The organism is Solidesulfovibrio aerotolerans, from assembly GCF_009856865.1.
Taxonomy (GTDB): domain Bacteria; phylum Desulfobacterota; class Desulfovibrionia; order Desulfovibrionales; family Desulfovibrionaceae; genus Solidesulfovibrio; species Solidesulfovibrio aerotolerans.
In genome coordinates, this window is sequence record NZ_WVUD01000004.1 from 12,501 (window position 1) to 25,386 (window position 12,886).

Here is a 12,886-nt window from a genome sequence, read left to right on the forward strand (position 1 = left end):
GTTCGAGGGGTTTCTGCTATTAGCACAAATCCTTTTCAGAGGGATAGATCGCGTTGGAGGTCAACTCATGGACAAAACTCAGGAAATGCAGAACAATTCTAACATGGATATGGAAGTCAACTTCGAGGACGCGCTGGAAAATTACCTCAATGAGGATTTCGGCGACCTGGAAGAAGGCTCCATAACCCCGGGCGTCGTCGTCCGCATCGGCAAGGAGCACGTCCTGGTGGACGTCAACTTCAAGTCCGAAGGACAGATCCCCGTCAGCGAATTCCTGGACGCCTTGGGCGAAATGGAAGTCAAAGTCGGCGATCAGATCGACGTCTACGTCGTCTCCAAGAACGAATCCGAAGGCACCATCATCATGTCCCGCGAGCGGGCCAAGCGGATGCAGCTTTTTGATAAGCTCGAGGAAATCCAGGAAAAAGATGACGTCATCAGCGGTAAGATCGTGCGTCGCATCAAAGGCGGCTACACGGTCGATCTCGGCGGCGTCGAAGCCTTCCTTCCCGGCTCCCATGTCGATCTGCGGCCCGTGCCCGACATGGATGCCCTGGTCGGCCAGGAATTCGAATTCCGCGTTTTAAAGATCAACCGCCGCCGCAGCAACGTCATCGTTTCCCGTCGCGTGCTCTTGGAAGAGCGCCGGGATTCCATGCGCAAAGACCTCCTCAAGACCCTCGAAGAGGGCCAGACCGTCACCGGTCGGGTCAAAAACATCACCGAGTACGGCGTTTTCGTTGACCTCGGCGGCCTCGACGGCCTCATGCACATCACCGACATGTCGTGGAAGCGCATCAAGCATCCCAAAGAGTTGGTGCACCTTGGCGACGAACTGGAATTGAAGGTTCTTTCCTTCGACCAGGACAAGCAGAAGGTGTCGCTGGGCATGAAGCAGCTCGTTGCTGACCCCTGGGAAAACATCGCCGGCAAATATCCCGAAGGCACCCGCCTGTCCGGCAAGGTCACCAATCTGGTCGATTACGGCGCGTTCGTCGAGCTCGAGCCCGGCGTTGAAGGGCTGGTCCACATCTCCGAGATGTCCTGGACCCGCAAGCTGCGCCACCCGAGCCAGATGGTCCACGTCGGCGACGAGGTCGAAGTGGTGGTCCTGTCCGTTGACCCGGACAAGAAGCGCATTTCCCTTGGCATGAAGCAGGTGCGCCCCAACCCCTGGGACATCGTGGCCGAGAAGTACCCCGAGGGCACGATCCTTGAGGGTTCGGTGAAAAATATCACCGAATTCGGCATCTTTATCGGCATTGAGGACGGCATTGACGGCCTGATCCACGTTTCCGACATCTCCTGGACCAAAAAGGTCCGCCACCCGGGCGAGATGTTTAAGAGCGGCGATATCGTCATGGCCAAGGTGCTCACCGTCGATAAGGAAAATGAGAAGTTCACCCTTGGCATCAAGCAGCTTTCCGAAGATCCCTGGACCCGCGTGCCCGATACCTACCCGGTCGGCGCCATGGTCAAGGGCACGGTGACCAACATCACCGACTTCGGCCTGTTTGTTGAGGTCGAGGAAGGCATCGAAGGACTCGTGCACGTCTCCGAGATCAGCCGCAAGAAGGTTAAGACCCCGGCGGAACTGTACAAGGAAGGCGACGAGATCGAAGCCAAGGTCATCCACGTTTCGGCTGACGAACGCCGCCTGGGCCTGTCCATCAAGTCCATCAAGGACGAAGAAGACAAGAAAAAGGCCAAGGAGTTCCGCACCGCCGGTCCTTCCGACACCGGAAGCAACCTGGGCGAACTGCTGCGTCAGAAGTTGGAAGAGGATGCCCAGCGTTAAATCGCCATTCTCAGTCAGGCACCCGGCTTTGTTCGGGTGCCTGATCGCGCTGGCGGCCGTGATCCTGGTTTCCGGGATTGCGGCCGCTTTTGGCGTCTTTGGCCATTCCGAGGAAGGCGAGTCGCTTTTTGGAAAAAGCGAGGCTCGTATCGGCGTGGTGCGCATCGAAGGCCCCATTGTCGATGCCGACGAGGTGGTGGCTTTCATTCGCAAACTGCGCGAGGACGACACCGTCAAGGGTGTCATCGTGCGCATCAATTCTCCGGGCGGGGCCTTTGGGCCGTCCCAGGAGATGTACATGGCTGTTAAGAAACTGGCGGCCAAGAAATTGGTTGTCGCTTCTTTTTCCGCTGTGGCCGCCTCCGGAGGCTACTACGCCGCCTGCGGTGCCAACCGCATTTTTTCCAATCCCGGTACCATCACCGGCAGCATCGGGGTCATCACCCAGTTGGCCAATGCCAAGGAATTGCTGCAAAAACTTGGCGTTAATTTCGAGTCGCTGACCACTGGCAAGCTTAAAGACGCTGGCAGCCCCTTTAAGGCGCTCACCGATGACCAGCGCGCCTATCTGGAAGGGCTCATTGCCGATCTCAATGCCCAGTTTTCCGGCGACGTGGCCACCGAGCGCAAACTCAGCAAAGAGGCCGTGACGCTCATTGCCGACGGCCGGGCCATGACCGGTGCCCGGGCCAGGGCGCTGGGACTGGTGGACGAACTTGGTGGGCAGGAAGAGGCCGTTGCTTACGTCAAAACCAAGATGGGACTGACGGGTGAAGTGCCACTTTTGAAAGGCCCCAAGAAAAAGAACAGCTTTTTCGAGAAAATTTCTTCCGCCCTGCACCTTCCCGATGCCAGAGGTGCTGCCGCGCTGTCAGCTCTGGCCGACGTGCTCGAAGGGCAGATGCCCCTGCCGGCCAGTCGTTAGTCCGGCTGCCCGACTCCCCGTGCCTAGCCTGGGGCGCGCGTTACGTTTTTCAACCCTCGCTCCCCAGGCTCTCCGGCGTATTTCCGGCGCGAGCCGCCCGGTCCGTTCCCAGCCCTTTGAGCGCCGCCACCCACCGACATGATACAACCGTAATGGTTTGCTTCAGGGCAAATCTTGACCCCTGTTGCCGCTCCTTCTATTGTCGCTCCTATCGATATGCGAGGAGTTCCCATGCGGCTCGTTTCCTTCCTGCACAGCGACGGTCCCCGCCTGGGGGTTCGCCTGGGCGATGTCCTGGTCGATCTGCACGCCGTCAACCCGCGCCTGCCCCGTGACATGGCCTCGTTTTTAGCCGGTGGCGAAGACGCCCTGGCCGCAGTGGCAGCAGCGCTGCGCACAGCCCCGGCCGAGTCCCAGATGCGCTTTTCTGCCGTGCGTCTGTTGCCGCCGGTGCCACATCCTGGGAAAATCATCTGCGTGGGTCTTAACTACGTGGATCACGCCGTGGAAATAGATCCTCGCAATCTGCCGGACTATCCGACGTTTTTCGGTCGTTTGGCCTCAACCCTGGTGGCCCACAATGAGCCGCTGCTGCGTCCGTCGGTTTCTACCAAGCTCGATTTTGAGGGCGAAGTGGCCGTGGTCATCGGCAAGTCCGGGCGCATGATCGACCCCGGAAAGGCCCTTGGCCATGTGGGCGGCTATGCGCTTTTTAATGAAGGCTCGGTGCGCGATTACCAGTTCCGCACGTCCCAGTGGTTTTTGGGCAAGAATTTCGACGCAACTGGTGCCTTTGGGCCGGAACTGTGTACCCCGGATGAGCTGCCGCCCGGGGCCAAGGGCCTTTTCCTGGCCACCCGGGTCAACGGCCGGGTGATGCAGGAGGCCACCACCTCGGAAATGCTCTTTGGCGTGGCCACGCTCATTGCCAGCCTGTCTGAGGCCATGACGCTGCATCCGGGAGACGTCATCGTCACCGGCACCCCGTCCGGGGTCGGCTTTGCCCAAAAACCGCCGTATTACCTCAAACCCGGCGATGTCTGCGAGATTGAGCTGGAAGGCTACGGTGTGCTGCGAAATCCCGTGACAGACGCTCCTGTGCCCTTCTAGCATTGCCCCGGCGAAAGCGCCGTAGCGTGACTCGCCAAGGGGCTTCGCCGAACAACGAACCAGCGGATTGACTGTTTTGGTTCACCATTGAAATGGCCTTTTTTTGTGGAAGCGAACCTCGCTCTGGACGGACTCGTCTGCATGGCTGCATCCACAGCTTGGCTGACTTGGCTGGCCGACCGGCTTGGCTGGGCACCGAAGCAACTCCAATTCGCCAGACACGCGGTCCACGGGAACACCATAAAAAAAGCCCCCTGGACCAATGGTCCAGGGGGCAAGCAAACATGGAAGGCGATTCGACTAGCGCCAGGCTTTGGCCTTGCCGGAATAGCTGAAGATCTCGCGGATGGCTTCGTCTTTTTCCGTCCAGGGACCGCGCAGGGCGGCTTCCTTGGTCGGACCCACCGAGGTGAAAACGCGTTGGGTGTAGGTGATATGCCCGACGTAGGGGGTGTGGTCGTACTCCACCCGCTTGACTTCGGCCCCGAGCGACTCACGGATGATGATGCGGTAGGTGGCTTCCCACTGACTGCCGACCTGACGCACCTTCTTGTTGTGGGCTGTGCCAACGCCTAACCGGTCGAGTTCATCGACCCACTTCTGCGCATACCGCCAGAATTCGTCGCGAATGGGTTGCGGCACATCGGTGGTGTTGCCGATGACACCGGTTTTGCCAAAAGAGGCCCGCTGTTTGTCACTGAGTTCCACAGAAGGGGTCGGCACGGCAGCGGGATCGTCTTTTTCCTTTTTGCCTTTCTTGCCTTTGACCGGTTTCTCTTCGACCACACCAGGATCGACGGCTTCTTTGGAACCTGCCTTGCGGGCGGTGGCGTCGGGCTTGACCGCTTCGACAGGAGCCGCCGGCGCAGCCGCCAGGGGTTTGGGCTGGGCCGTGGGCACCGGCGTGGCGCCGGGCTTGCCCGTTTGAACGGCCTGGGCCGCCGGGGCAGCGGTTTTGCCGGGAATGGTCAGGGTCTGTCCGGCTTTAAGCTTTTTGGCGTCAGCCAGACCATTTGCCGTGAGCAGCGTTTTGGCGTCAACGCCGAATTTCTTGGCTATGACAGCTACGGTATCGCCTTTTTCGACCTTGTACGTCAGGGGCTTGGGCTGGTCGATGGCGAGCTGTGGCGCTGGGCCGTTGGCAGGATAGGTGTGAAGTCCGGCGACGGAAACGCTGGTCGTGGCGAAAATCAGGAGAGCGAGGGCGGCGAGGGTCTTGGCGGTGGGCATGCGGTTTCACTCCCATCAAAATACAAGGCCAGACGCCCCGGGGGGCGTCTGGCCAGTGAGACGCAGTGTCTCGCTTACATGGACTTGAACTTGATCACGCAACGACGGTTCAGAGCGCGGCCCTGAGCGGTCTTGTTGGTGGCGACCGGATCGGACTCGCCGAAGCTGATGGTCTCGATGCGGCTGGAGTCAATGCCCTTCTTGACGAAGAAAGCCTTGACGGAATCAGCGCGGCGCTGACCGAGCTTCATGTTGTACTGGTCGGAACCGATGGAGTCGGTGTGACCTTCAAGGACGACCTTCATGCCGGTCTTCGACTTGATGATGGCGGTGCCTTCTTCAAGAACGGGCACGAACTCGGGCTTGATGTTGTACTTGTCGAAGTCGAAGTAGATGCTGCGGAAGACGACGATTTCGTCTTCGATCCACTCGTAGAGCGAGCACTCAAGGAAACGCTCACGGGCGGCTTCGTTACGAAGCAGCTCTTCGCCGAGCTCGATGCAGTTGCACTTGCCCAGAGCGGCAATGGCCTTGAGGACCTGCTGGCCGTGCTTGTTGTCGGACAGATCGACAATGTAGAAGCACAGGTTGTCGCCGTACTTGGCCTTCAGGGACTGGGCCACGGCAACGGGATCGACGCCGCAGTTGGAATCGCCGTCAGAGAAGATGAACACGCCGGTCTTGCCAGAAAGGGTGGCGAGGGGCAGCTTGTCCAGATCTTCCAGGCCCTTGCCCATGGGGGTCATGCGGCCGTAGACAGAGTAGTCGGTGTCGATCTTTTCGACAGCGGCAGCCAAGGTGGCCTGCTTGTACGGGGCCATCGCAGCGTACTCTTTGTACGGGGCGAAGGTGTACAGGCCGGCCTTGTAGCCAAGCTCGGGGGTCATCTTGTTGAGTTCACGGGCCAGCGACTTGGCCATCATGATCTTGGAGACGCCGCCAAACTGCACATAACGCTGTCCCTTGTAGGAGAACGCCATGGAGCTGGAATGGTCAATAAAATAGATGAAATTATCGACCTTCGGGACCTGCTTCTTCGCCATAGCCGGGCTGAAGCCCAGCAGCAGGGCGACTAAAGCCACCAACAACACTTGCATTTTCTTGTTCATAACTCCCTCCTCGGAGCAGTGAATGAATTCACCCTTGCCAAAAAAAAAACACCCTCGTTAGCCAAGAACGGGGTTCCCGCGCCCGGGGGGGCGAGGAAGCCCCAGCCCCTCAAGTCGCTTAATCTTTTGGAAAAAACGACAAATTGAGGCGCTTCCCTCTGTTCTCCAGTTAAAATATAGTTCATTTTTCTCGCAGGCGCAAGTGCATGCGCCCCTATTCCTTAGCCGCAGACCGATCCCTGGCCGGTCATGTCGACCCTATAGCATATTTTCCTGCAATGTGTACAAAAAAACGGCCGGGTACAAACCCGGACGCCAACGACCAACGTAGGAGTGCCGATGTCCCGTATGCATGGATTTTCCGTCCTTCGCGACGAAACCCTCGACGAATACGCCGCCCAGGCGATCCTCTACCGCCACGACCGTACCGGTGCCCAGTTGCTCTCCCTCGTCCTTGAAGATGCCAACAAGGTATTCGGTGCAGCCTTTCGCACGCCCCCCGAGTGTTCCACCGGAGTTCCCCATATCCTTGAACATTCCGTTCTTTGCGGCTCCCGCAACTATCCGGTCAAGGAACCCTTTGTGGAGCTGCTCAAGGGCTCGCTCAATACCTTTTTAAACGCCTTCACCTATCCCGATAAGACCTGCTATCCCGTGGCTTCGACCAATGTCCGGGATTTCTACAACCTCGTCGATGTCTACCTCGATGCCGTGTTTTTCCCGCGCATTCCCAAGGCCGTCTTCCTTCAGGAAGGTTGGCATTTCGAGTGGAGTGCCGCCGAAGAACTGATCCGCAGCGGCGTGGTCTTTAATGAAATGAAGGGCGTGTATTCCTCCCCGGACTCCGTGCTGGGCGAATTCTCCCAGCGCCTGCTCTTTCCCGACAATACCTATGGCGTTGATTCCGGCGGCGATCCCCGGGTCATCCCGCAACTGACCTATGAGGCGTTCAAGGCCTTCCACGACACCTATTATCATCCGTCCAACTGCCGGTTTTTTTTCTCCGGCGACGACGATCCCACCGAACGTCTGCGGCTATTAAACGAGTATTGCAGCCGCTTCGACGCCCGGCCTGCCACCCCGGGTGTGGTCCGCCAGCAGCCGTTTGCCACCCCCAAAACCGCCGAAATGCCTTACGCCGCCGCACCGGGACAGGCTGAACGGGCCTTTGTCACCGTCAATTGGCTGTTACCCGACACCACCGATCAGGATATGGTGCTGGCCTTTGACGTGCTTGAACACGTGCTGATCGGCCTGCCGTCCTCCCCGTTGCGAAAGGCCCTGCTCGACAGCGGCCTGGGCGAGGATCTGGCTGGCGGTGGGCTTGAAACCGAGCTGCGCCAGATGTCATTCTCCGTGGGCTTAAAGGGCATCAAGCCCGGCACCACAACCGATGTGGAGCGGCTGATCCTGGACACCCTGACCCGCCTGGGGGCCGAGGGGCTGCCGGCCGACGCCGTGGAGGCCGGGGTCAATGCCCTGGAATTTTCCTTGCGGGAAAATAACACCGGCTCCTTCCCGCGCGGGCTGTCCATGATGCTGCGCTCCTTAACGACCTGGCTGCACGACGGCGATCCGTTCACTCCGCTTCGGTTTTCCGGGCCGCTTGCCCGGTTAAAGGCCCGTCTGGCCGCCGGGGAGCCTGTGCTGGAAGAGGTCTTGCGCCTGTGGTTTTTGGATAATCCCCACCGCCTGACCCTGACCCTGGCCCCGGACACCGAACTCGACGCCAAACGGGTGGCCGAGGAAAAGGCCGAGCTGGCTGACGTGGCCGCCGGTCTTGATGAGGCCGGCCGGGCCGCCATTGCCGCCGATCTTGCCCTGCTGCGCCAGTTTCAGGACACCCCGGACAGCCCCGAGGATCTGGCCCGCATCCCCAGTCTGGCCCTGGCCGATCTGCCCCGCGACGAAACGCCCATCCCCCAGCAGATCAGGCAGGCCGACGACGTGGAGTTGCTGCTGCATCCCCTGGAAACCTCGGGCATCGCCTATCTTGATCTGGCTTTTCCGCTCACCAGCGTGCCGGACCGGCTGGTGCCGCTGGTGCCATTGTTTGGCAGGGCGCTGCTGGAACTGGGCACCGAGCGTTTTGACGCCGTGACGCTGACCCGGCGCATTGCAGCCAAGACCGGCGGCATCTCCCGGGAGGCCCTGGTCACCAGCATCGTTGGCGGCGGTGCCGATGATCTGGCGGCCCGGCTGGTCCTTCGCGGCAAGGCCACGGTGGAAAAAATGCCGGAACTCTTTGAGATTTTAAAAGAAATCATCGAGAAGACGGATTTTGGCAACCGTGAACGCTTCACGCAAATGGCCACGGAGTCCAAATCGCGCCTGGAACGGCGTCTGGCACCATCGGGCCATGCCACGGCCGGATCGCGGCTGCGGGCGCGCTACACCCTGGCCGGGGCCACGGGCGAGCGGCTGCGCGGTGTCTCCCAGCTTTTGTTTTTGCGCGAACTGACCGCCCGGCTGGCCGACGATTACAACGGCGTGCGCCGCGACCTGGAAACCCTGCGCGAGCTGATCCTGACCCGGGCCGGGGCCATCGTCGGGCTCACCGTGTCCGAGCGCGACATGGCCGGGGTGGAAAAACCCCTGGCCGCCTTCCTGGCCGGGCTGCCGGCTGCGGCCAACGCGCCGGCGGCCTGGAGCCGCCTGGAGCTGCCGGCGGCCGAAGGCATCGCCATCCCGGCCCAGGTCCACTATGTCGGCCTGGGCCTTGACCTGACCAAAACCGGCTGGGTCTTTGACGGCGCGGATCTGGTGGCCAGCCGCTATCTGCGCATGGCCTATCTGTGGGATCGGGTCCGGGTGCGCGGCGGGGCCTACGGCGCGTTTTGCTCCCTTGACCGCATCGCCGGCCAGGCGGTCTTTGTCTCCTACCGCGACCCCAACACCGATGCCACCCTGGAGGTATTCCGCCAGGCCGGGCGTTATTTGATGGACGCCGCCCTGTCCGACGAGGAGATGACCCGTGCCGTCATCGGTGCCATCGGCGATATTGACGCCCATATGCTCCCGGACGCCAAGGGCCACGTCGCCCTGGCCCGTCGGCTGACCGGCGATACGGCGCAAATCCGGGCCGAGCTTCGCGCCCAGGTGCTCGGCGCGGGTATGGCCCGGTTTCGCCAATACGGCGAGGCCCTGGATGCGGCAGCCAGGGACGCCGCCGTGGTGGTCCTCGGGCCGGCCCCGTCCCTGGACGCCCTGGGCACAACCGAGCCGGGGCTGGTTCGGGTGGACGTGTTGTAAAACTCTTTTGCGGTCGTCCTGACGCGTTGTTTGCCGCCTGTTGCGGCGAGCAGTGCATCGGCCACAAAAAGCAAGAGCCGGGTGGAGCGTATCCACCCGGCTCTTTTTGGGAGCGATAAAAGGGTGAACGTCTAGCGACCGCTCAGATAGCGGGCATCCATCCAGCCGGTGGCGCCGCTGTCCAGCGTGGATACGCGCGCCCAGCCTTTGTCGTATTCATACACCCGCACGCGCTGGCCGCGATACACCACGGTGCGCACGTCGCAATTTGCGGCCGGGCAACTGCGCACATAGACAGATTCGACGCTGACGCTGCGGACATAGCCGGCCGGCGGCGGCGGGGTCAGATCGATGGAGACGCTGCAACCCGCCGTCAGGGCGGTGAGCAGCAGGAACAGGGCACATGCGGACCAAAGATGCTTTTTCATGGGATCCCCCTGGTGCAAAATATTGCGGAAATTTAATGAAATATGCCCAAGACCGCGCGAAAAGTCCAGGAGTCCCTTGACATTTCTTGCAGGTATAGCGCACAGCCGTAACATGGAATTAACTGTTCTCGTCGACAATAATACGCTTATCGACCGCTATCTGCTGGGCGAGCCGGGCTTGTCCGTCTACCTTGAAGAGGCCGGGCAGCGGGTGCTTTTCGATTGTGGCTATTCCGACGTGGTCTGGCGCAACGCCGAGCGCCTGGGCATCGACCTGGCCGCCCTGGATGTGGTCGCCCTGTCCCACGGCCACAACGACCATACCTGGGGACTGGTGCCGCTTATCAGTTGTCTGGCCGAGGCCGCCGCCTGCGGCAACATCCGCCCCAAACCCCGGCTGGTGGCCCATCCCGACGCCCTGGCCAAACGCAGTATCGGTCCGGGCGAACCGATTGGCTCGCTGCTGGACCGGGAGGCCCTGGCCCAGTGTTTTGCCCTGACCCTGTCCGGTGGTCCTGTGTCCATCACCGACCGGCTGCTTTTCCTGGGCGAAATTCCGCGCTTTTTCCCTTTCGAGCACACCGAGCCCATCGGTGAGCGCGAGACGGCAGGCGGGCCGGTGCCCGATGCCCTGCCCGACGACACCGCCCTGGCCTATGCGGGGGAGGCGGGGCTGGTCATCCTGACCGGCTGTTCCCACGCCGGCATCTGCAACATCATCGAGCATGCCCGCCGCCTTACCGGCGTGCGCCGCGTGGCCGCCATCATCGGCGGGCTGCATTTTCTCGCCCCGGACCCGGCCCGTCTGACCGCCACGGTGGAATATCTGCAAAGTGTTGGCGTCGCCGACCTCTATCCCTGCCATTGCACCGGCCTTGCCGCCAAGCTGGCCCTGTTTCGGGCCGCGCCGGTCCACGAGGTGGGCTCGGGGCTGCACCTCTCCTTCGCCTGATGCACCTTGCGCCGGGATGCGGGAGGCGGTGAGGGCGCGTGGCTTGGGGCTTCGCCTCTCCTTCGCCGGATGCACCCCTGCGTTGCCCCAGGGGGCTGTTTTGCCTATATTCCCGCCAGCCAACCCAGGCTTTTGTCAGTCCAAGGAGTATTCCATGGGGCACGCCATGCCAGTGCGTCACGATGTCACCCGGCTCACCGACCACGATATCTACCTGTTTAAGCAGGGCAACCATTTCGATCTGCCCGACAAGCTCGGCTCGGCGCTCATGACCGTGGAGGGCACGCCCGGAACCCATTTCGCGGTCTGGGCTCCCAACGCCAAGGCCGTCTCCGTGGTCGGCGATTTTAACGGCTGGGAACCCGAACACCATCCCATGGCCGTGCGCCACGATGCCTCGGGCATCTACGAATGTTTCATTCCGGGCCTGGGCAAGGGGGCGCATTACAAATACCACATCACCTCGGGCGTGGCCGACTACCGCGCCGACAAGGGCGATCCCTTCGCCTTTTACTGGGAAACCTCGCCCAACACCGCCTCCATCGTCTGGGATCTCGACCACGACTGGCAGGATGCTGCCTGGATGGCCGCGCGCAAGGAAAAAAACGGCTTTGCCGCGCCCGTCTCCGTCTACGAGGTCCACCTGGGGTCCTTTCGCCGGGTCCACCAAGACCGCTACCGCTCCCTGTCCTATGTGGAAATGGCCGATCATCTCACCGAACACGTGCTGCGGGCCGGCTTTTCCCATGTCGAATTTCTGCCCATCATGGAGCACCCCTTCTTCGGCTCCTGGGGCTATCAAACACTGGGCTATTTCGCTCCCACCAGCCGCTTCGGCACGCCCCAGGATTTCATGGCGCTCATTGACCGGCTGCACCAGAACGGCATCGGCGTGGTGCTCGACTGGGTGCCCTCCCATTTCCCGGCCGACGGCTACGGCCTGTCCTTTTTCGACGGCACCCACCTGTTCGAGCACGCCGACCCCCGCAAAGGCTACCATCCCGACTGGAACTGCTACATCTTTAATACCGGCCGCTTCGAAGTCCGGGCCTTTCTCATTTCCAGCGCCCTGTTTTGGCTCAAGCACTATCATGTCGATGCCATCCGCGTGGACGCCGTGGCCTCCATGCTCTACCTCGACTACTCCCGCCGCGAGGGCGAATGGATTCCCAACATCCACGGCGGCCGCGAAAATCTCGACAACATCGAATTTATGCGCCGCTTAAATGAAATGACCTACACCCGCTTTCCCGACACCGAAACCATTGCCGAGGAATCCACCTCCTGGCCCATGGTCTCGCGCCCGCCCTATCTCGGGGGCCTGGGGTTCGGCATGAAGTGGAACATGGGCTGGATGCACGACACGCTGGCGTATTTTTCCCGCGACCCCATCTTTCGCAAATACCACCACGGCGAACTCACCTTCGGCATCTGGTACGCCTTCACCGAAAACTTCGTCCTGGCCCTGTCCCACGACGAAGTGGTCTACGGCAAAGGCAGCCTGCTTTCCAAAATGCCCGGCGACGACTGGCGACGCTTTGCCAACCTGCGCCTGCTCTACGGTTTCATGTACGGCCATCCCGGCAAGAAGCTCCTTTTCATGGGCGGCGAGTTCGGCCAATGGCAGGAATGGAACCACGACGCCGAACTGCAATGGGAACTGCTGGATTCCCCGCCGCATCAGGGCATCCTGCAATGGGTGGGGGACTTAAACCGCCTGTACCGCGACGAACCGGCCCTGCACGAACGCGATTTCAAGGCCGAAGGCTTCGAGTGGATCGATTACCGTGACGCCGAAGCCAGCGTGCTGGCCTTTTTGCGACACGGCAAAACGCCCGGCGATATGGTGCTCGTGGTGCTTAATTTCACCCCGGTGCCGCGCGAAAACTACCGCGTCGGCGTGCCTGTCCCGGGGCTGTGGCGCGAACTGCTCAACAGCGACGCCCGCCTCTACGGCGGCTCGGGCCTCGGCAACGCCGGAGCCGTCATGGCCGAAAATATTGAAAGTTTTGAGCGGCCGCATTCCCTGACCCTCACCCTGCCGCCGCTGGGAGCCGTGTTTTTAAAGCCAGCCTAGAGCGA

The 12,886-nt window shown here is 61.2% G+C and carries 9 protein-coding genes; 6 read left to right on the forward strand and 3 right to left on the reverse strand.

Annotation, left to right across the window (positions count from 1 at the left end):
* Positions 1-67 precede the first annotated feature (67 nt).
* The 3 genes from GTA51_RS03780 (at position 68) to GTA51_RS03790 (ending at position 3,833) form a co-directional block, all read left to right on the forward strand.
* Positions 68-1,798 carry a 30S ribosomal protein S1 gene (locus GTA51_RS03780; protein WP_043637767.1) on the forward strand — a complete coding sequence of 577 codons (1,731 nt, stop codon included), beginning with the start codon at positions 68-70 and terminating at the stop codon, positions 1,796-1,798.
* Between the two features lie 28 nt (positions 1,799-1,826).
* Positions 1,827-2,723: a signal peptide peptidase SppA gene (gene sppA, locus GTA51_RS03785; protein WP_246197954.1), complete on the forward strand. Its 897-nt coding sequence runs from the start codon at positions 1,827-1,829 to the stop codon at positions 2,721-2,723.
* A 231-nt stretch (positions 2,724-2,954) separates the two neighbouring features.
* Positions 2,955-3,833: a fumarylacetoacetate hydrolase family protein gene (locus GTA51_RS03790; RefSeq protein ID WP_160958829.1), complete on the forward strand. Its 879-nt coding sequence runs from the start codon at positions 2,955-2,957 to the stop codon at positions 3,831-3,833.
* A gap of 300 nt (positions 3,834-4,133) precedes the next feature.
* Here GTA51_RS03790 and GTA51_RS03795 read toward each other — a convergent pair whose 3' ends face one another.
* Both GTA51_RS03795 and GTA51_RS03800 read right to left on the reverse strand, forming a co-directional pair.
* Complete coding sequence (locus GTA51_RS03795; RefSeq protein ID WP_160958831.1) at positions 4,134-5,063, reverse strand: LysM peptidoglycan-binding domain-containing protein; 930 nt, start codon at positions 5,061-5,063, stop codon at positions 4,134-4,136.
* 74 nt (positions 5,064-5,137) lie between these two features.
* Positions 5,138-6,160, reverse strand: a complete 1,023-nt coding sequence (locus tag GTA51_RS03800) for an OmpA family protein (protein ID WP_246197956.1) — start codon at positions 6,158-6,160, stop codon at positions 5,138-5,140.
* A 351-nt stretch (positions 6,161-6,511) separates the two neighbouring features.
* Between GTA51_RS03800 and GTA51_RS03805 the strand changes: the two genes are divergently transcribed.
* Positions 6,512-9,424 (forward strand): insulinase family protein, encoded by a 2,913-nt coding sequence (locus GTA51_RS03805; RefSeq protein ID WP_160958834.1) that lies wholly within the window; start codon positions 6,512-6,514, stop codon positions 9,422-9,424.
* A 131-nt stretch (positions 9,425-9,555) separates the two neighbouring features.
* On the opposite strand, the gene GTA51_RS03810 is transcribed toward GTA51_RS03805, so the two are convergent.
* Entirely contained in the window at positions 9,556-9,852 is a 297-nt protein-coding gene (locus GTA51_RS03810) for an SH3 domain-containing protein (protein WP_160958836.1), read from the reverse strand.
* A 112-nt stretch (positions 9,853-9,964) separates the two neighbouring features.
* Here GTA51_RS03810 and GTA51_RS03815 point away from each other — a divergent pair, with 112 nt between their 5' ends.
* Both GTA51_RS03815 and glgB read left to right on the forward strand, forming a co-directional pair.
* Positions 9,965-10,804 carry an MBL fold metallo-hydrolase gene (locus GTA51_RS03815; RefSeq protein ID WP_160958837.1) on the forward strand — a complete coding sequence of 280 codons (840 nt, stop codon included), beginning with the start codon at positions 9,965-9,967 and terminating at the stop codon, positions 10,802-10,804.
* A gap of 154 nt (positions 10,805-10,958) precedes the next feature.
* Positions 10,959-12,881 (forward strand): 1,4-alpha-glucan branching protein GlgB, encoded by a 1,923-nt coding sequence (glgB, locus tag GTA51_RS03820; RefSeq protein ID WP_160958839.1) that lies wholly within the window; start codon positions 10,959-10,961, stop codon positions 12,879-12,881.
* Positions 12,882-12,886: the final 5 nt, after the last annotated feature.

Coding starts and splice junctions, on each gene's coding strand:
- GTA51_RS03780 (WP_043637767.1), top strand. CDS start 68: ATGGACAAAACTCAGGAAATGCAGAACAATTCTAACATGGATATGGAA.
- GTA51_RS03800 (WP_246197956.1), bottom strand. CDS start 6,160: ATGCAAGTGTTGTTGGTGGCTTTAGTCGCCCTGCTGCTGGGCTTCAGC.
- GTA51_RS03805 (WP_160958834.1), top strand. CDS start 6,512: ATGTCCCGTATGCATGGATTTTCCGTCCTTCGCGACGAAACCCTCGAC.
- GTA51_RS03790 (WP_160958829.1), top strand. CDS start 2,955: ATGCGGCTCGTTTCCTTCCTGCACAGCGACGGTCCCCGCCTGGGGGTT.
- GTA51_RS03810 (WP_160958836.1), bottom strand. CDS start 9,852: ATGAAAAAGCATCTTTGGTCCGCATGTGCCCTGTTCCTGCTGCTCACC.
- glgB (WP_160958839.1), top strand. CDS start 10,959: ATGGGGCACGCCATGCCAGTGCGTCACGATGTCACCCGGCTCACCGAC.
- GTA51_RS03815 (WP_160958837.1), top strand. CDS start 9,965: ATGGAATTAACTGTTCTCGTCGACAATAATACGCTTATCGACCGCTAT.
- GTA51_RS03795 (WP_160958831.1), bottom strand. CDS start 5,063: ATGCCCACCGCCAAGACCCTCGCCGCCCTCGCTCTCCTGATTTTCGCC.